Source organism: Natronobacterium texcoconense (assembly GCF_900104065.1).
Lineage (GTDB): Archaea > Halobacteriota > Halobacteria > Halobacteriales > Natrialbaceae > Natronobacterium > Natronobacterium texcoconense.
Genome location: NZ_FNLC01000002.1, coordinates 382144 through 400657 on the forward strand (window position 1 = coordinate 382144; position 18514 = coordinate 400657).

General features: G+C 64.2%; 18 protein-coding genes. 9 read left to right on the forward strand and 9 right to left on the reverse strand.

The annotated features are described in order from the left end of the window. Nucleotides 1-39: 39 nt before the first annotated feature. The 3 genes from BLR35_RS09285 (at nucleotide 40) to BLR35_RS09295 (ending at nucleotide 4323) form a co-directional block, all read left to right on the forward strand. A complete protein-coding gene (locus tag BLR35_RS09285) occupies nucleotides 40-2556 on the forward strand; it encodes a penicillin acylase family protein (protein WP_394328366.1) in 2517 nt (838 codons plus the stop codon). Next, nucleotides 2553-2993: a hypothetical protein gene (locus tag BLR35_RS09290; RefSeq protein ID WP_090380821.1), complete on the forward strand. Its 441-nt coding sequence runs from the start codon at nucleotides 2553-2555 to the stop codon at nucleotides 2991-2993. The genes BLR35_RS09285 and BLR35_RS09290 overlap by 4 nt, the downstream gene beginning before the upstream one ends. Before the next feature lie 355 nt (nucleotides 2994-3348). Further along, a complete protein-coding gene (locus BLR35_RS09295; protein WP_090380824.1) occupies nucleotides 3349-4323 on the forward strand; it encodes an aldo/keto reductase in 975 nt (324 codons plus the stop codon). 568 nt (nucleotides 4324-4891) lie between these two features. Here BLR35_RS09295 and tenA read toward each other — a convergent pair. Both tenA and BLR35_RS09310 read right to left on the reverse strand, forming a co-directional pair. Continuing rightward, complete coding sequence (tenA, locus tag BLR35_RS09305; RefSeq protein WP_090380830.1) at nucleotides 4892-5569, reverse strand: thiaminase II; 678 nt, start codon at nucleotides 5567-5569, stop codon at nucleotides 4892-4894. Between the two features lie 128 nt (nucleotides 5570-5697). Further along, nucleotides 5698-6777 (reverse strand): guanosine monophosphate reductase, encoded by a 1080-nt coding sequence (locus BLR35_RS09310; protein WP_090380832.1) that lies wholly within the window; start codon nucleotides 6775-6777, stop codon nucleotides 5698-5700. 110 nt (nucleotides 6778-6887) lie between these two features. On the opposite strand from BLR35_RS09310, the gene BLR35_RS09315 reads away from it, so the two are divergent. Together BLR35_RS09315 and BLR35_RS09320 are read left to right on the forward strand one after the other, a co-directional pair. After that, entirely contained in the window at nucleotides 6888-8309 is a 1422-nt protein-coding gene (locus tag BLR35_RS09315) for an FAD-dependent oxidoreductase (RefSeq protein ID WP_090380834.1), read from the forward strand. Between the two features lie 50 nt (nucleotides 8310-8359). Beyond that, nucleotides 8360-8935 carry a peroxidase-related enzyme gene (locus BLR35_RS09320; RefSeq protein ID WP_090380837.1) on the forward strand — a complete coding sequence of 192 codons (576 nt, stop codon included), beginning with the start codon at nucleotides 8360-8362 and terminating at the stop codon, nucleotides 8933-8935. Between the two features lie 36 nt (nucleotides 8936-8971). On the opposite strand, the gene BLR35_RS09325 is transcribed toward BLR35_RS09320, so the two are convergent. Both BLR35_RS09325 and BLR35_RS09330 read right to left on the reverse strand, forming a co-directional pair. Beyond that, a complete protein-coding gene (locus BLR35_RS09325; protein WP_090380840.1) occupies nucleotides 8972-9805 on the reverse strand; it encodes an alpha/beta fold hydrolase in 834 nt (277 codons plus the stop codon). Between the two features lie 67 nt (nucleotides 9806-9872). Then, the gene (locus BLR35_RS09330; protein ID WP_090380843.1) at nucleotides 9873-10397 is read right to left on the reverse strand and encodes an HVO_A0114 family putative DNA-binding protein; all 525 of its coding nucleotides are present in this window, start codon (nucleotides 10395-10397) and stop codon (nucleotides 9873-9875) included. A 174-nt stretch (nucleotides 10398-10571) separates the two neighbouring features. Between BLR35_RS09330 and BLR35_RS09335 the strand changes: the two genes are divergently transcribed. The 3 genes from BLR35_RS09335 to BLR35_RS09345 all read left to right on the forward strand — a co-directional run bounded on the left by BLR35_RS09335 (nucleotide 10572) and on the right by BLR35_RS09345 (nucleotide 14323). Then, nucleotides 10572-11222, forward strand: coding sequence for a cysteine hydrolase family protein (locus BLR35_RS09335; protein ID WP_090380846.1), 651 nt, complete (start codon nucleotides 10572-10574; stop codon nucleotides 11220-11222). A gap of 152 nt (nucleotides 11223-11374) precedes the next feature. After that, the gene (locus tag BLR35_RS09340) at nucleotides 11375-13237 is read left to right on the forward strand and encodes a glycoside hydrolase family 15 protein (RefSeq protein WP_090382899.1); all 1863 of its coding nucleotides are present in this window, start codon (nucleotides 11375-11377) and stop codon (nucleotides 13235-13237) included. 75 nt (nucleotides 13238-13312) lie between these two features. Beyond that, nucleotides 13313-14323, forward strand: coding sequence for a mechanosensitive ion channel family protein (locus BLR35_RS09345; RefSeq protein WP_090382902.1), 1011 nt, complete (start codon nucleotides 13313-13315; stop codon nucleotides 14321-14323). 124 nt (nucleotides 14324-14447) lie between these two features. Here the strand turns inward: BLR35_RS09345 and msrA are convergent, their stop codons facing one another. From msrA to BLR35_RS09360, 3 genes are all read right to left on the reverse strand, one after another. Continuing rightward, on the reverse strand, nucleotides 14448-14981 hold the full coding sequence (gene msrA / locus BLR35_RS09350) for a peptide-methionine (S)-S-oxide reductase MsrA (RefSeq protein ID WP_090380849.1): 534 nt from the start codon (nucleotides 14979-14981) through the stop codon (nucleotides 14448-14450). Nucleotides 14982-15043: 62 nt separating this feature from the next. Further along, on the reverse strand, nucleotides 15044-15484 hold the full coding sequence (locus BLR35_RS09355) for a hypothetical protein (protein ID WP_090380851.1): 441 nt from the start codon (nucleotides 15482-15484) through the stop codon (nucleotides 15044-15046). Nucleotides 15485-15540: 56 nt separating this feature from the next. Next, a complete protein-coding gene (locus tag BLR35_RS09360) occupies nucleotides 15541-16215 on the reverse strand; it encodes a 2,5-diamino-6-(ribosylamino)-4(3H)-pyrimidinone 5'-phosphate reductase (RefSeq protein ID WP_090380854.1) in 675 nt (224 codons plus the stop codon). Between the two features lie 89 nt (nucleotides 16216-16304). Here BLR35_RS09360 and udk point away from each other — a divergent pair, with 89 nt between their 5' ends. Then, a complete protein-coding gene (gene udk, locus BLR35_RS09365; protein ID WP_090380857.1) occupies nucleotides 16305-16994 on the forward strand; it encodes a uridine kinase in 690 nt (229 codons plus the stop codon). On the opposite strand, the gene BLR35_RS09370 is transcribed toward udk, so the two are convergent. After that, nucleotides 16991-17944 carry a DMT family transporter gene (locus tag BLR35_RS09370; protein WP_090380860.1) on the reverse strand — a complete coding sequence of 318 codons (954 nt, stop codon included), beginning with the start codon at nucleotides 17942-17944 and terminating at the stop codon, nucleotides 16991-16993. The two genes, udk and BLR35_RS09370, sit on opposite strands and share 4 nt — an antisense overlap. A 56-nt stretch (nucleotides 17945-18000) precedes the next feature. Next, nucleotides 18001-18480 (reverse strand): SRPBCC family protein, encoded by a 480-nt coding sequence (locus BLR35_RS09375; RefSeq protein WP_090380863.1) that lies wholly within the window; start codon nucleotides 18478-18480, stop codon nucleotides 18001-18003. Between the last annotated feature and the right edge of the window lie 34 nt (nucleotides 18481-18514).

Below are 18514 nucleotides of genomic sequence, written 5' to 3' on the forward strand. Positions count from 1 at the left end.
CTTACTCGATCCTAGGGAGTTCCGATGGACATGACAGTTATGTGGATTCGGCGGGACGTACCAATAACCGTGAAACGCGAGACCACACGGCGTGGCCTCCTCGCGGGAGCCCTCGCCGCCGGAATCGGCGGGCTCACCGTGAGCGGTGCCGGGGAACTGCTCGATTCGTTCGCGCCGCTGTCGGGCCGCGCCTGGAACGCCGCGGACAGAGAACTCTCGGAGTCGGTGGAGAACCCGTACGGCGACGCCACCGTCCGGTACGACGACTACGGCGTCCCGACGATCGAGGGCGACGACGAGGAGGCGGCGTACTTCGTCGTCGGCTACGTCCAGGCCTACGACCGGCTCTTCCAGCTCGACCTGCAGCGTCGAGTCATGCGCGGACAGGTCTCCGAACTCGTCGGCGAGGCGACCCTCGAGGACGACGAGTTCCACGTCGCGATGGACTTCGCCGGTGCCGCGGAAGCGACCTGGGAGCACGTCGCCGACACACCTGCGGGGCCGCTGGTCGAGGCCTACGCGGACGGCGTCAACGCGGCGATGGAGCGAGAACAGCTCCCGCTCGAGTTCGAACTGCTCGACTACGAGCCCCGCGAGTGGACGCCGGTCGACTCGATGCTGATGGAAAAACAGATCTCCTGGGACCTGACGGGAAGTTTCAGCGAGCTTCGGCGTGCGGTGATCGCCGACCGACTGGGCGAGGACGTCCTCGAGGAGCTGTATCCCGAGCGGATGGACCACGACGTGCCGATCCTCCGGGAGACAGTCGAAGAGAACGACGAAAACGGGAACGGCAACGACGGAAACGACTCGCCGTTCAGTACTCTCGAGAACGATGCCGTCGGCCGGGAGCTGACGAGTTGGCTCTCGCGGTTCGAGTCCCCGACGGGCGTCGGCTCGAATAGCTGGGTCGTCGCCGGCGAGCACACCGAGAGCGGTTCACCCATCGTCGCCTACGATCCCCACCTCACGCTGATGACGCCGCCGCTGTGGTACGAACAGCACGTCGAGACGCCCGAGACGTCGGTCCGAGGTGCGACGTTTCCGGGCGTCCCGTTCATCATCACCGGCGCGAACGAGACGGGGACGTGGTCGTTCACCAACGTCGGCGCGGACGTGCTGGACTGTTACGAGTACGACCTGCGGGAGTCGAACGAGGGCTCGAGCGACGACGGAGACGAGAACAGTGACGATCACCACCTCTCGAGTACCGACGCCGACGAGTATCGCTACGGCGACGAGTGGCGCGAGTTCGAGACCGAAGAACGGACGATTCCCGTCGCCGACGGCGAGGATCGAACGTTCACGATCAAGAAGACCGTCCACGGCCCCGTCCTCGAGCGCGAGGGACAGACGGTCGGCGTCGCCTGGACCGGCCACACCGCGACGCGGACGACGGAAGCGATCTACGAGTTCGAACGCAGCGGGGGGCTGGAGGAGGTTCTCGAGGCGACGCGGCGGTTCGACCTGCCGACCCAGAACCTCGTCTACGCCGACGCGGACGGCCGGACGATGTACTTCGTCACCGGAAAACTCCCCGTCCGAACGATCGACGGCGAGGTCGTCACGGGCAACCAGATCTTCGACGGCTCCGAAGGCGAAGGCGAGTGGACCGGTTTCACGCCCTTCGGCGAGTCGTCGTGGGACGAAGAGGGTGCAGGGTTCGTCCCGTTCGCGTCGAAACCTCACGCGATCGATCCCGACGTGCTCGCGACCGCAAACCAGCGCGTGACGGACGACCCCACCTACTACGTCGGGGTCGACTACGCGACGCCGTACCGCGGCGGGCGGATCTACGATCGGCTCGACGACCGACTCGAGAACGGCGAGTCGACCGACCTCGAGTTCCACCGCGAACTGCAAAACGACACGTACGACGGCCGAGCGACCCAGCTAGTGCCAGACCTCGTCGAAGCTGTCGAGAACTACGGGACGATTTCGGATGTCCTCGACGACGCCGCCGAGACGCTCGCGGAGTGGGAGTACCACATGGATCGGGACTCGTACCCCGCACTACTGTTCGCCCGCTGGCTCGAGCACTACCGCCGGGAAGTCTTCGAACCCGAGTTCGAGGAGGCCGACCTGGACGACTCCTACTACCCGAACGACTGGGTGCTCGCGACGCTTCCCGAGGATAGCGACTGGTTCGACGACTCGCGGGACGAACGGATGGTCGCCGCGCTCGAGACGGCGCTCGAGGAGATCGACGCAGAGGGCTGGGAAACCTACGGCGACTGGAACACGACGGCTCCGATCGAGCACCCCTTCGGCGTCGAAGCGCCGTTTCTCGACTACGAGAAGCGGCCGGCCGACGGCTCGGAGGCGACGGTCAAGAACTACCGCGTCGACTCCGCGGTCGGCGCGAGCTGGCGGATGGTCGTCGAACCCGGCGGCGAGGCACAGGCGATCCTCCCCGGCGGCAACTCGGGAGACTACTTCTCGGACCACTACGGCGACCAGTTCGAGATGTGGCTCGAGGGAGAACAGAAACCGATGGATCGAACGATCGAAGGAGACGTCGACGTCTCCTTTGAGCAATCGGAGGGGGCCGAATGACGGTAGATAATCGGGTGGAAACGACGGAAGAGGGGGCCGTAGAACAGGTCGTAGAGGTAGAGGACGGAGCCGGTGACGACTCCGAGGCCGACGTCGAACCCAGGGATCGGCTCGAGTACGCTCTCGAGCGAGCACGGACCGAACCGCGAGCACACGCGGTCGCAGTCGCCGGAGCAGTGATTGTCGGTCTCGTCTTCTCGTGGCTCCACTGGATCGGACTCGTCCTCGGCGGGGCACTCGTCGGGCTCGTCTCGCCGACGCTCCCTCGAGCGTTGCTGGGTGGCGTCGGCTTCGGCGTGATCGTTCTCGCCGTCTTCGCGCTGACGCTCGGCGGGTCGGCGGTCGTCGTCGCCGGAACGACGCCGATCGTCTACGTTGCTCTCGCGGCCGCGATCGGGCTACCGCTGTTCGGATCGCTGGCCAGATTGATCTACTAAAGAAACGTGCCGACGGTCGAAGACCGCTTAGTCGCGGCTGAAAACGCTCTTGATTCGGGAAACGATACCATTGTCGTCGCTCTGACTGTCGTCGTTGTCGTCGTGTTCGTCCGTCATAGGCAACTGGAAATAGTAATTCACCCGTCTAAAAAATGACGGCCCTTCTGAATTTTTAAATCAGGCCAATAGTATCCGGTGAGAAAGTCTCTATCGAACAATTTGCTGCTGCCGTTCGACGTCTCCGACGAATACCGACCCCATCGAAAATCGACATCCTGCAGCGTTCTCCGCCCGCTGTCGCGATGGGATTGCCGGGCCACGTACTGTTTTGAGCCCCGTCCTCCTACAGCGGGACATGGAGTATACGACCCTCGGAAACACCGGTATGGAGGTCAGTCGACTCTGCCTCGGTTGCATGAGCTTTGGCTCGAGCGACTGGCGCGAGTGGGTGCTCGAGGACGAGGAGAGCAAGGAGATCATCGAGCGAGCGATCGACCTCGGGATCAACTTCTTCGATACGGCGAACATGTACTCGAAAGGCGAGTCCGAACGCATCCTCGGCGAAGCCCTCGAGGGCCACCGCGAGGAGTCGGTCGTCGCGACGAAAGGCTACTTCCAGATGCGCGAAGACGACCCCAACTCGGGTGGACTCTCCCGAAAGGCCGTAGAGCAGGAACTCGAGGCCAGCCGCAAACGACTGGGGATGGACACGGTCGACCTATACCAGATCCACCGCTGGGATTACGACACACCAATCGAGACGACGCTGAAAACGCTGAATGATGCCGTTCGACGCGGACACGTCCGCTATATCGGCGCGTCGTCGATGTGGGCTCACCAGTTCGCCGAGTCGCTGTACACGAGCGACGAACTGGGCCTCGAGCGGTTCGTCACGATGCAAAACCACTACAACCTGGTCTATCGCGAGGAAGAACGCGAGATGCTGCCTCTCTGCGAGAAGGAAAATATCGGCGTCATGCCGTGGTCGCCGCTCGCCAGAGGCTATCTCACCCGTCCGCACGAGGAGATCGACGCGACGGAACGGGGCGAGGCCGAAGAGAACATGTACGAACACCCCTACCGCGAGGGCGGGGGCCGGGAGATCAACGAGCGCGTCGCCGAACTCGCCGCCGACAACGGTGTGACGATGGCCCAGATCGCGCTGGCCTGGCTGCTGGACAAGGAGTGGGTCGACGCGCCGATCATCGGCACGACGAGCGTCGAACACCTGGAACAGGCCGTCGAAGCGCTCGAGATTTCGCTGTCGGCTTCTGACGTGGCCTATCTCGAGGAGCCGTACGAGCCGGTTCCAGTGTCGGGCCACGACTGAGCGGCGCTACAGCCCGTTCGACAGATTCGTTCGTCCCTCCGTTCTGAACGCCCGATTTTCGGGTCTATTGAAATCCACAATCGGTGATGGGCTCAGGAGGCGTGCTGACTAGAGGGTGTGAACGTTCGACGAGGCGAGTGACGATCTGCGAGGGTCGTGGTTGGTCAGTACAGCAACTGGACTTACCGATTGCCTCGGCCGGAGTCAGTTTCCCTATCGTCGTTATCCAGCGTGAAATTTTTCAAGACGGGGTCGACATAGTCGGGGCCGAAAAACGACCGCAAGGCGAATGTTGTCCCAAGGTACGACGCAAGGAAGAGGACACCAAAGCCGACAACGACGCTAATAATCAGTTCGGCGACCATGCGCGTAGTCAACCAACTGTTGGAATAAATAACATACGGTGTTCAGTAAGCACGTGTCGTGAGTAGATGGTTCACCGACCTCGGGGTGAAACAGATGTAGTCGTCGTGCTGCACTCATCCTCTGTATTCACTATCCGCTTCTGAGTGTTTCAATAGAGCCCGTTCTTTCGCTCGGTACGGGTGAGACGACGGGGACGTTCCCGTTACTCCTCGATTGCCGTCGTCTCCCACCCTTCCTGCGTGTACGCCATCTCCCAGAACTGGTGCTCGAGTCGGGCACTCGTCAGGAACGCCTCGCGCATGGCTTCGTGTTCGCCGGGGTGGCGTTCGCCACAGCGGTCGACGAACGCGCGCATCCAGTCGACGGCCTCGCGGAACTCGTCGCTGGTGTACTTCTCGACGAACGGGACGTAGGGGTTGTCCGCCGTTTCAAGGTTTTCCGCCATGTGCTCGGCGATGTCGAGGTAGCCCTGTCCGCAGGGGTAGATCGCCGCTGCGATTTCGGCGAGCGAACCCTCGTGAGCGGTCCGCACGAGGTAGTTCGTGTAGGCGACGCAAGTCGGCGACTTCTGGACGGTCTCGAGTTCCGTAGGTTCGATCCCGTAGTCGGCGGCGAACTCGCGGTGGAGGTCCATCTCGAAGTCCAATATTTCGTGGGCGACGCCTAGCAGGTGCGTCATCGTCTCCTCGTCGCGGGCCTTCGCGCCGCCGATAGCGAAGACTCGAGCGTAGTCCAGCAGGTACCGGTAATCCTGGCGGACCCAGGTCAGGAACGCCTCCTCGTCCAAGGTCCCTGCTGCGAGTTCCCGAACGAAGGGGTGTCGCTTCTGTGCGTCCCAGATCGATTCGCCGTCCTCGAGGAGTTGATCGCTGAACGCCATCGACCGAACCTACGTATTAGGTAGTAATATAATCTAGTTATCCTCGGTCGTACTGGTTCCTCGCGAACGGTACCGACGCGTCCCGACGTCGAACGCGGTGAACGTGTGAACGTCGTCGAAAAGAGTCGTTAGTCGTCCGCCGTCGCGGTATCCATGCTGTCGACGCTGACCGTCTCCCACTCGTCGTCGGTGTGGGCTCCCTCCCGTTCCCTGGCGCTCGCCGCGACGCGGATGAACTCCGCCGTCGCTCGCGCGTCCGGAATCGTGTGGCCGCCGCAGTAGGAGAGCCCAGACTTGATGCCGGCACAGAACTCCGAGGCGACGTCTTCGACGGGTCCCTTGTACGGCGTCAGCCCCTCGACGCCCTCGTCGGCGCGGACGTTCTCGCTCTTGTCGTTTCGTTCGTTCGCCGCCGCGGTCGTCGCCATGCCGCGGGATCGCTTGTACCGAACGCCGTCGACTTCGACGATCTCGCTCGGCGCTTCCTCGGTGCCGGCGAAGAGACTCCCGAGCATCACCGTGTCCGCGCCGGCCATCAGCGCCTTCACCGCGTCGCCGGAGGTCCGGATTCCGCCGTCGGCGACGACAGTGACGTCGAGTTTCCGGGCGACGTCGGCACAGTCGTCGACGGCCGTCAACTGTGGTACGCCGGCCCCCGCGACTTTCCGGGTCGTACAGTGAGAGCCCGGTCCGACGCCGACCTTGACGCAGTCTGCACCGGCCTCGGCGAGATCTTCGACGCCCTCGGGCGTCGCTACGTTCCCCACGATCAGGTCGACGTCGGGGAACGTCGAGCGAAGTTCCTCGGTCGCCTCAAGCGTTCGTTCCATGTGTCCGTGGGCGACGTCGACGACGATCGCCGACGCGCCGGCCTCGAGCAGGGCCGCCGTCCGGTCACAGTAGTTCTCGTTGATGCCGACTGCGGCAGTGACTGGTTGCCCGGCGTCTGCGACGGCTTCGACCTCGGCTGCCTGGTCTTCGACGGTCAGGAACCGGTGGATCGTTCCGATGCCGCCGGCTTCCGCGAGCGCAATCGCGAGATCGGCCTCCGTGACCGTGTCCATCGCGGCCGAGACCAGTGGCGTCTCGAGTTCGATATTCGGCGTGAGGTTCGTCGAGAGATCGACGTCGCTACGACTATCGACGGGCGATCGTTGCGGAACCAGCAGCACGTCACCGTAGCTGAGTCCCGTCCTGATGTCGTTCATAACCCCTCAAACGAAAGAGCCAGATGGAAATAAATCCGTTGTCTCGATATGGTGAGTATCTTCGCTCGTGAGACTCCCGATTTACGGGTTCGGACAGTGAACGGACGGCCATGACCGAGACGTTCGTGATCGTCGGCGGTGACGCAGCGGGTATGTCCGCAGCGAGCAAAGCGAAACGCGACGACCCCGACCTCGAGGTGGTCGTCTTCGAGAAAGGCGAGTGGGTTTCCTATGGGGCCTGCGGGCTTCCCTACTACGTCAAAGGCGAGATCCAGTCGCTCGAGTCCCTCGTCTCGGTGACGCCCGAGGAGTTCCGCGAGGAACGAGGGATCGATCTGCGGACCGGCCACGAGGTCGTCGCGATCGACCCCGACGAACGGACGGTCACTGCCGAGAGTCCGTCGGGCGAGGTCGTCCAGCCGTACGATCACCTGCTGCTCGCGACCGGAGCCGAGGCCGTCGTCCCGCCGATCGAGGGCACCGACCGCGAGGGCGTCTACACGCTCGGCTCGATGAGCGACGGAAAAGAACTCAGGGAGTACGTCGCTCGCGCCCGCACCGGCGAGTCCTTCCAGCAACCGGACCGCGGGCCGGCCTGTCGCTATCTCGAGGACTGTGCCGGCCCCGTCGCGGTCGTCGGCGGCGGGTACGTCGGGATCGAGATGGCCGAGGCGCTGGCCGCGAACGACTTCGAGGTGACGCTGTTCCAGCGGGGTGACCGGCTGCTGAAAGGGTTTAGCGAGGCGACGAGCGACCGCGTGGTGACCCACCTCGAGGAGCAGAGTGTCGACGTACGGCTCGGCGCCGAAGTCCAGAAAATCGCCGGAGATGACATCGTCGAGGCGGTCGTCACCCCGACCGCCCGGATTCCTGTGGAGATGGTGTTGCTCGGAACGGGCGTCCGACCCCGAACCGCTCTCGCGGAGGATGCCGGGATCGAACTCGGGTCGACCGGTGCGATCGCGACCGACGCCTATCGGGAGACGAACGTTCCCGACGTCTACGCGGCCGGCGACTGTGCCGAGGCGTTCCACGTCGTTACCGGAGAACCGACCTACGCACCGCTGGCACTCACCGCCAACCGCCACGGTCGTGCGGTCGGGCAAACCGTCGGGGGAACGCCGACCGAAGGCGGCGGCGTCGCGGGAACGGCCGCCGTCAAAGCGTTCGACGTCGAGGCCGCACGAACCGGACTGCTCGACCTCGAGGAGGGTCGAGCGGCCGGGTTCGATCCCGTCGCCGAGACGATCACCGCGAAATCGCGGGCTGGGTACTATCCCGAGGGTGGCGACGTGACGGTCACGCTGACCGCCGACCGCGACACCGGCCGGGTGCTGGGCGCGAGCCTCGTCAGCGAGTACGGCGAAGGTGCGGTTCACCGCAGCCACGCGATCGTCGGGGCACTCGAAGAGGACGCGACCGTCTTCGACCTCGAGAACTACGACCTCGCGTACGCACCGCCTTTCAACACGACGTGGGACCCCGTACTCGTCGCTGCGAAGGTGCTCGGTGGGAACCTGCGGTCGGCGTAGTACAGTCGAGAGCAACACTCTTTTGTTCCGACTGGACCTTCCGCCGGGAGATGACACACGTCCCATACCGCGATCCGGACGACCTCGAGGCGAGTCAGCGCGAGCGGTTGATCGACCCGTGGCGGGAGCACTTCGGCTACGTCTCCCTGTTCCGGAAGGTGTTGTTGCACGATCCGGACACGCTCGCGGCCTGGGACCGGTACTACCGCGGCGTGATGACAGACGGCGAGGACATCAGCGGCGCCGAGAAGGAAATCGCGTTCGTCGTCGCCGCGGCCGTCGACGACTGTCCGTACTGTATCGCCAACCACGGCGAGTGGCTCGTCGAGGAACACGGCTACTCGATGGCGGAGTTCGAGCGACTCGTCGTCGGCGAGTTCGAGGGATTCACCGACCGCGAGCGAGCCGTCGCGACCGTCGCGGAACAGCTCGCCCGCGATCCCTCGGGCGTGACGGGGGAACACCTGCGCTCGCTTCGCGAGGTCGGTTTCGACGACAGCGATATCGTGGAACTGTTCGTCGCGATCTGTACGCTTTTGTCCGCCAGCGCGCTGATGCAGGGGCTGGACGTCGATCCGGGCGACGCCGACCGGGATCTCGCGGCGTACGCGCCCGACGGCCGCTGATCGAGACTCTCGCAGGATCGACGCAACCGACTCGCGTCAGGACGCCAGGAACTCCTCCAGGTGCTCGAGGTACTCCTCGGGCCGGTCCTCGGGCACCCAGTGGTTGGCCTCGAGGCCGACGAGTTCGGCGTCGTCGACGTCCTCCTCGAGTCGTTCGGCGTACTCGATCGGCTGAAACTCGTCTTCCGCACCCCACAGCACGAGCGTCTCGGCCTCGACTGCGGTGTGATCGATCTCGGTGGTGTGGGAGGTGTTCGTCCCGATGGCGTTCCGCGAGAGCGAGGTCTTGGCTTCTTCGGAGGCCCACTGACCGACCATCCCCTCGACGAACTCTTCGGCGGGATCGTCGGCGTACAGGGTCCCCTCGTAGATTCCGCGGAGCATCTCCTGGAGTTCGTCGACGGTCGTGTCCTCGATGGTATCGGGCAGTCCGAGGTCGACGATCCGCTGGATCGGCCACGAGTCGTAACAGACCGCGTTCGAGAGCACCAGTTTCGAGACGGCGTCTGGCTGGTGGACCGCGTACCGGAGGCCGACGCCGCCACCGAGGTCGTGACCGACGAACGAGACGGACTCGAGTCCCAGTCCCTCGAGCAGGTCGTCGATCATCGCCTCCTGGGCGCGAATCGAGCGGTCGAACCCGTCGTACATCGCCGAGTTGCCGTAACCGACCATGTCGGGCGCGATCACGCGGTAGTCGTCGGCCAGTTCGGGCGCGGCGTGACGCCAGAGAAACGACGACGTCGGAATGCCGTGACAGAACACGACCGGCTCCCCCGACCCCTCGTCGTAGTAGGCGACCTCGAGGTCGTGGCCGTCGACGGTCACCGTCGTTTCGTCCTGTTTGTCGGACCACGTCTCCCAGTCCATGGGCCGCGCTCCACCGTCGAGGTCGAAAGTCGTTGGTGTGGCAACTGCGTGGCCGCACGGCCCGTCGTTACTCGTCGTCTTCGACAGCGATCCGTTCGGATCCGCGAGCGGTACTATCGACCAGGCGCTCGGCCTTCTCCGCGCTCAGATCGTCGACGAGGTCGAGAGCCTCGTTCGTCCAGGTCACCAGGCCGAGTTTGAACTGCCGGCGAACGGCGTCGACCGGCCGGTGGGTGTACACGTTGACGCGCCCGCCACTGGAGCGGACCCGTGACTGCTTCTCGACGACGCCGAGTTCGACGAGGTGGTCGAGGTGCCGGGTGACGACGCTGCGGTCGCGATCGACTGCCTCTGTGAGTTCTCGAATCGTCGCCTCCTCCATCGCCATCATCTGCCGACAGATCTCGAGTTCCGTTTCGGAGACGTCGAACACGGTCCCCATGACCTCCGCCTCGTCCGGCGAGTCGATCGGCACGGTGTCGTCGGCAGCGATCGGCTCGACGTCACAACAGGTAGACTCGTCCGTTCCCAGTGCGTAGTCGCCACACGAACCACAACGGTACACCGCGACCTCTGCGTTAGGTGTTCCCATCGGGCGTGGTACACTGGCTCTCCGTTAAAGGCTTTCAGCCGCAGTGTCCGGCCGTGGTCGACGGTTTGCTCGCGTGATCGGTAAGAACGACTGTCGTCCAGAATTCAGCGAGTGTGTGCGAGCGTCCCACAGTCGACGAGGGCTTATCCGCGCGACGGGCGGACGACCGGTCGTATGGGAGACATCACGATCGATCCACGAAACACGGCCGTTCTGTTCACCGACCCCCAGGTCGACGCGCTCAAACCCGAGGGCGTCATGTGGGACCAGGTCGGCGACCTCGTCGAGGAACACGACGTCGTCTCGAAACTCGAGCGCCTGCAGGACGCCGCCCGCGAGGGCGACGTCCCGGTGTTCTACTCGCCGCACTACTACGACGACGACGAGTTCGAAAGCTGGGAAGAGCTGAACGGGATCGACCAGAAGATGTTCGACGCCGAGATGTATCACGTCGACGGAGAGGGGAGCAACATCATCCCCGAACTCGAGCCCGACGACAACACGTTCGTGCTCTCGTCGCACAAACACCTCAGCGGCTTCTGGGCGAACGACATCCAGGCCCAGTTCACGAAACGCGGAATCGACACGATCGTCATCGCGGGGATGTTCGCGAACCTCTGTGTCGAATCCCACATCCGTGACGCCATCGAGAACGGATTCAAGGTCGTCGCCGTCACCGACGCGACTGCGGCACCGGGCGAAGACTTCCTCGAGGCGGCAAAGACGAACGCCGAAATGCTGGCCCACGAGACGGCACAGACTGACGACGTCGTCGATCGGCTTCGAAACGCGCCACAGACCAGCCCGATCGAAGCAGAAGAGTGAGCGGATCGGTCCTCGACGTCCTGAACCCGGACATTCCGCCGTTGTTCCGGGTGCATGGTCCGCTTTTTTGCTGGTGGCTTCCGTACGAGCGGTATGTGCGTCACTTCGGCGCCCGACGCGTTCGGGCTCGCCGTACGCGGTAGGTGGTCGCGATGACTGAGGCCGAGGAGTACCCGCCCATCGAGGCCTACGGCGTCGTCGGCAACCTCGAGACCTGTGCGCTCGTCGCGCCGGACGGCTCGATCGACTGGTTCCCGTTTCCCCACCTCGAGTCCCCGACGATCCTCGCGGCGATCCTCGACGCCGACCGCGGCGGCCGGTTCCGGATCACCCCGACCGACGGGTTCGAGTCGGAACGCCGGTACGTCGGCGACACGAACGTCCTCGAGACGACCTTCCGTACCGACGAGGGAACGGCGACAGTGACGGACTTCCTGCCGCCGGCGAGTCGGGTGGACCACCCGAAGAAGGTCCTCTACCGCAAGGTCGGCTGTGCTGATGGAACGGTCGACTTCGCGGTCGAACTCGAGCCACAGTTCGACTACGGCCGTGCGGACGCGACCATCGAATCGGTCGACGACGGCGTCCTCGCCGAGGGTGGTGACGAACGAACGCTGCTAGAGTCCCCGATCGACCTCGAAATCGAGGACGGCCGTATCACCGGCGACCTCTCGCTCCAGGCCGGAGAGGAAGCGTGGTTCCTGCTTCGGTGTACGGGCGCCGAGGACGCGAACACCGACCCGGAAGCCGCGCTCGAGGAGACGATCGCGTACTGGACCGACTGGGTCCACGACTGCGACGCGGACGACGACTGTGCCTTCGAGGGGCCGTGGCACGACTCCGTCGTTCGCTCGCAACTGGTGCTCAAACTGCTTACGCACGCCGAATCGGGTGCGATCGCGGCCGCACCGACGGCGTCGCTCCCCGAGGACGTCGGCGGCGTCCGGAACTGGGACTACCGGTTCAACTGGCTGCGCGACACAGGGTTCACGGTCCAGGCGCTGATGAACCTCGGAACCGCCGACGAGGGACGGGACTACTTCGACTGGTTCATGGACCTCTGTCAGGCCGACGACCCCGCGGCGATCCAGCCGCTGTACGGCCTCCACGGCGAGTCCGACCTCGAGGAGCGCGAACTCGACCACCTCGAGGGGTATCGCGGCTCCAGTCCCGTCCGCATCGGAAACGGGGCTGCCCAGCAGCGCCAGCACGACGTCTACGGCGAACTTCTGCTGGCCGTCGACGAGATGCGCCAGCACGGCCGAGGACTGTCCGACGACGAGTGGACGCGAATCCGGGATATCGTCGACTACGTCCGCGAGATCTGGGACGAACCGGACGCCGGTATCTGGGAAGTCCGCGGCGGCGACCGGCACTTCGTCCACTCGAAGGTCCTGTGCTGGGTCGCTCTCGATCGCGGCCTCGCCATCGCGACCGACGGCGGCCACGACGCCCCGCTCGAGGCGTGGCGTGAGACCCGCGAGACGATCCGCGAGGACGTACTCGAGCACGGGTACGACGAGGACCTCGGGGCGTTCGTCCAGGCTTACGGGACGGACGCGGTCGACGCGACGGGGCTGTTGCTCCCGATCGTCGGCTTCCTCCCGTTCGACGACGAGCGCGTCCAAGGGACGATCGCCGCGATCGAGGATCGGCTGCTCGAGGACGAGATCTTCGTTCTGCGGTACGACGGCGACGACGGACTTCCGGGCGAAGAGGGTGCGTTCGTGCTCTGTTCGTGCTGGCTGATCGACGCGCTCGCGCTCTCGGGCCGCGTCGACGACGCGCAGTCGCGATTCGAGACGCTGCTCGAGTACCTGAGCCCGCTGGGCTTGCTCGCGGAGGAACTCGACCCCGAAACCGGCAGCCACCTCGGGAACTACCCGCAGGCGTTCAGCCACGTCGGGATCGTCAACAGCGCCCTCTACCTGGGTTACGCTCGCGGTCACGAGACACCCGGGCCGCCACCGATGGGGATTCGGCTCGGGGAGCCGAGCGTCGACCTCGAGAGTTGAGAGCTTCGAGACACGAAGGCGACCCCAGCTATTGCCACGCCGACGCTTTTTCGACTGGTAGCAAAAGTCCGGATGATGTCACTGACATCGTTAGCTGTGAGTAGCGGGAGTATCTTCGTCTTCGATCTCACGACCGCGCTCACTCCCGTGACGTTTTCCGACCTCGTCGCGGTTCTCAGTAACCCGTGGGTGTTGGCGACGCTGATAGTGATCGTCGCGTGGTACGGTTCGAAGTTCGTCACCAATCGAATTCGGCCGCGACTCGAGGATCGCCTCAGAACGTCGACGACGAACCTGTTGCTCGTGGCGTTCCGTATCGCCGTCGTATTCTACGCGTTCGTCCCCTTCGCTGGACTGCTCGGATTCCGTCCTCAGAACGTGCTTCTCTCGTTTACGGTCCTCTCGTTGATCCTGGGCGCGATTCTCGCTCCCGTCGGGCGAAGCTACATCAGCGGCCTGTTCATCGTCTACAACCGGCCGTACGAGGTGGGAGACATGATCGAACTCGTCGAACGCGAAGAACGCGGCTACGTCGAGGAGATCACACTCGGCTACACGAAAGTCTCGACGCTCGAGAACTCGTTTCTGGTCATCCCGAACGAGTCGATGCGCGAACGGGACATCCGTAACCTCTCGGCGGACGGCGAACGAATTCGGGCGACGATCACCGTCGATATAACGTACGAAAGCGACCTCGACGAGGCCTGCAGACTTCTGGAGGAGGCCGCACGATCGGTCGACGGCGTCATCACCGACGAGTCGACGATCCGTGTCGGTCGGTCGCGATTTCCAGCCGACCCCAAAGCACTGGTCGACGAGTTCGCCGACCACGGTATCCGCGTCGTGCTCAAGTTCTGGGTCGAAGAGCCGTACCTGCCAGCCGCGATTCGATCGGACGTCCAACGAACTGCGTGGGACGCCTTCGAGAATGCCGACGTCGAAATCGCGTATCCGCACACCCACGTCGTCTTCGACGAAACGAGCGGGCGAGCGAAGATCGACCTCGACTCCCGGGACTTCGATCGCAACGGCGATGCCGACCGGTCGGCCGCCCGTGACGACCCGTCGGAGGTGGACTCCCGGTAGGGGATAGATCCTGTCGGCTCACGCTCGAAAGATCGACGTCTTCCTCTGCCTGGACGCAGAAGGACCCCGAGAGTTGGATACAATCGCGCTACAGTCGACCACTTCGACGCCCGATTCCGGTCGCTCAGTCGTTGGTGACTGCCTTCTCCGCGAACTTCTCGCGGACCTTCTCGACTTTCGGCGCCGCGTGCATCGTACAGTAAGCGTCGTTCGGGTTCTTTTCGAAATAGTTCTGGTGGTACTCTTCGGCCTCGTAGAAGGTCTCGAGCGGCTCGATCTCTGTCACGATCCCCTCGTACAGCCCTTCGGCCTCGAGCTCGTCGGCGAACGCCCGGGCCGTCTCGAGTTGCTCGTCGTCGTGGGCGTAGATCGCAGACCGGTACTGCGAGCCGACGTCCGGCCCCTCGCGGTCTTTCGTCGTCGGGTCGTGAATCGTGAAGAAGACCTCGAGTAGGTCCTCGTAGACCACGACGTCGGGGTCGTACTCGAGCTGGACGACCTCGGTGTGACCCGTTTTTCCGGTACAGACTTCCTCGTACGTTGGGTCCTCGGCGTGGCCGCCTGCGTATCCGGAGGTGACAGATTCGACGCCCTCGAGTTCTTCGAAGGCCGCTTCGACACACCAGAAACAGCCGCCGCCGAACGTAGCACGTTCCATACGTGACTGAACGGGCCACGAGAGGAAAGATGTGACGGGTTCACGACCGACTGACGGTGAAACTACTCGGGTCCAGTATCGGGTTCGAGGTGTCGAAACCCGAGTGCCAACTGGAGCAGATATTCGACCCCACCGATGAGAAGAGCACCGAAAAGCGGGAGAAACCAGCCCCAGAGGTAGAGATCGAAAATCATCGGCGTTGCACTCAGCGCGGCGCCTACCTCGTAGGCATCGAGTATGCTCGAGTACGAATGCAGGGCGGCGTAGGAGTAGAGTCCGACGGTACAGATGAGCGGTGTGACGAGCCGAGCCCGGAGTATACAGTACACTGGAACCGCTCCCAGAGCAAACGCCCCTGCGAGTTTCCACAGTACTCCTACTCCCGAAAGTGGCGAATATCCAAGCGGCATGAAGAGACGATACTGAATTACCAGCGTGACCGTGACGAGAAGGAGGCCACTGACGAGAGACGCCACGCTGTATTCGTCGAGTCGGGAGCCCATACGGTCAGTATTGTCTAACTATACAAATCGATTTGTACGGTCGTTCACTCGTCGTGTCACTCCCCGCCGTCCGCCGTCCAGGTCAACAGGACGCCGTCGTCGATCCGATCGACACTCTCGAGTGCGAGCGTCGGGAACTCCTCGACGAATCCCTCGCCGTCGGCCAGCGTCGGCGCGTCGCGGCCGCCGATTACCTTTGGACCGACGAAAACGCGTAGCTCGTCGACCAGACCGACCTCGAACAGCGAGAAAATGAGTTCGCCGCCGCCCTCGACCATGATCTGCTCGAGGCCTTCCGCCTGCAGCGCCGCGAACGCCCGCAGGAGGTCGACCCGATCCTCGCCTGCGGTCACGAGTTCGGTGTCTGGCCGGTCGGCCAGTTCCATCCGTCGGTCGACCGGCGCGGCCTCGCTCACGCAGACGTAGGTCCTCGCCGCGTCGTCGGCGATTTCGGCGTCGAGTGGCGTTCGGGCCTTCGAGTCGACGACGACTCGAGCGGGATTTGCGGGTTCGCCGTCCTCGAGTCGCCGTTCTCTTCGGTCGGCGTCCTTGACGGTGAGACTCGGATCGTCCGCGAGGACGGTGCCGACGCCGACGACGACGGCGTCGCTGTCTGCGCGGAGCCGGTCGACCCGGTCGAAGTCGGCCTCGCCACTGATCGCGATCTGTTCGCGGCGTCTCGAGGAGAGTTTCCCGTCCGCGCTCGCGGCGGCGTTGACGACGACGTGCATACCGGTTCTGCCGGGCGGATCGTAAAGAAGCCAGCGTCTGCTCGATCCGTATCAGGGAATTGATTACGGACGGCACCCAGCCTCGAGTGATGACTATCCCGTCGTTCGTCATCGGGATCGCTGGGGGAACGGGGGCCGGCAAGACCACGGTCGCACGGACGCTGGCAGACGAAGTCGGCGAACCCGTCACGCGCATCCCGCTGGACAACTACTACGAGGACCTCTCGCATCTCGAGTACGAGGAGCGCGAGGAGGTCAACTACGACCACCCGTCGGCCTTCGAGTGGGAACTGCTGCGGGAGCAACTCGATACGCTGTTGCTGGGCCAGCCGGTCGAGATGCCTCAGTACGACTTCGAGGTCCACAACCGCAAGGACGACGGCGTGACCGTCGAGCCGACGGACGTGATCGTTCTCGAGGGCATCTTCTCGCTGTACGACGAGGAGATCCTCGATATGCTCGACCTCCGAATTTACGTGATGACCGACGCCGACGTCCGCATCCTGCGCCGGATCGAACGCGACGTCGTCGACCGCGGACGCGACCTGGAGGGCGTGATAGCGCAGTACCTCGAGACGGTCAAACCGATGCACGAGCAGTTCGTCGAACCGACGAAGAAGGAGGCCGACGTGATCATTCCGGAGGGTGCGAATCGGTCTGCGCTGGAGCTTCTGATCGAGAAAGTCGAGTCCGAACTCGACGACGACCGAGAGGATCCCGACGCATTCGGACGGGACCGGGACGACGAACCGATCGTCGACGGTTCGACGACCCGCTAACGCTCAGTGCTGGTTTCCTCGGCTTCACCCTCGAGGTCGACGCCTTCGGTCTCGACTCCTTTTCGCCGCTCGCGTTCGATCGTCGTCACGTAGATGCCGGCGAGCACCACGAGTCCGCCGACGACCGTGATCGCGTCGGGTACCTCCGCGAGCAGGAACAGCGCGAGGATCGTCGCCCCCACGGGTTCGCCGAGCCAGGTGACGCTGACGACCACCGACTCGAGGTGTTTCAGCACCCAGTTGACGACGGTGTGGCCGAAGACGCCGGGACCGATGGCCATCCCCAGGAAGAGCAGCCACTCACGGGCGGGGTAGGCGACGAACTCGTGACCCTGCGTGCCGACGAGAAGCCCGAGCGTCAACGCACAGGCCGTGTAGACGACGGTGACGTAGGGGAACAGCGAGACGCGTTGCCGGATCGATCGGCCGGCGAGTACGTAGCCCGCGACGGTCACCGCGCCGAGCAACGCGAGCGCGTTGCCGTACGTCGTGGCGTCCGACAGGGGTGCTTGCCCGGCGTCGCCGAACGACATCGCCGTCGCACCGACGATCGCGATGGCGATGCCGGCGACGGTCTCCGCCGAGACCCGCTCGCCGAGCACAAGCGCAGCGCCGAGTGCGACGAATATCGGCTGGGTCTGGACCAGCGTGACGCTCGCGGCGACGCTCGTGTGGTTCAGGCTCTCGAACCAGGCCGCAAAGTGGACCGCAAGCGCGACTCCGGCGAGGACCGCGAATCCGAAGTCTCGACTCGAGAGCCGTGCGAACTCCTCGCGGTACCAGACAAAGGCGATGGGTGCGACCATCGCCGTCGTAAAGAGCACGCGGTAGAACGCCGCCACCGAGCTAGGAGCGTGGCTCCAGCGGACGAGGATCGCGCTCGTACTCGCCGCGAAGATAGCGAAGGCGAGTGCCACGTACGGGGTCGTCTCGAGGTCGGGGACGCGCACGTTGCTCTGGACACTCGAGCGAACACCCAAACGCCTTGCGAATCGACGCCTGCGTGTTACTCGAATCTGGCTTTCGTCCTGCGATGGCGTTCGCGGAACATGGCCTCGAAGCCGAGCGGCGAGAACGGTGACGCCGCATCACCCAGCGGCCCAAGCGGGAGGTCGTACTCGACGTGATCCCGGAGGATCGTTCGGTCGCCGTCGGCGTAGAAGGTGTGGGTGTGAATCCAGTGATCGAACGGCCCGTAGACCATCTCGTCGCGGAAGTACGCCGTTCCGTCCTGCCGTTTACGGTCCGTGATGACGGAGGTCCAGTGCTGGCGCGGCCCGACACCGAACGGACGGATCGACAGTGCGACTTCCGATCCCGGCTCGAGCACGTCTGGATCGGCTTCGCCGTCGGGTCCGATCACGGCTTCGACCCGCAGGTCCAGCCAGTCGGGAGTCAGTGCCTCGAGTCCGGATACCCGCGAGTGGAAGTCCCAGACCTCCTCGAGGGGTGCGCGAACGGTCGTTCTGCGCTCGTAGGTCGGCATACGTACTGCCTACCACGACCGCCCTCAAAACGTT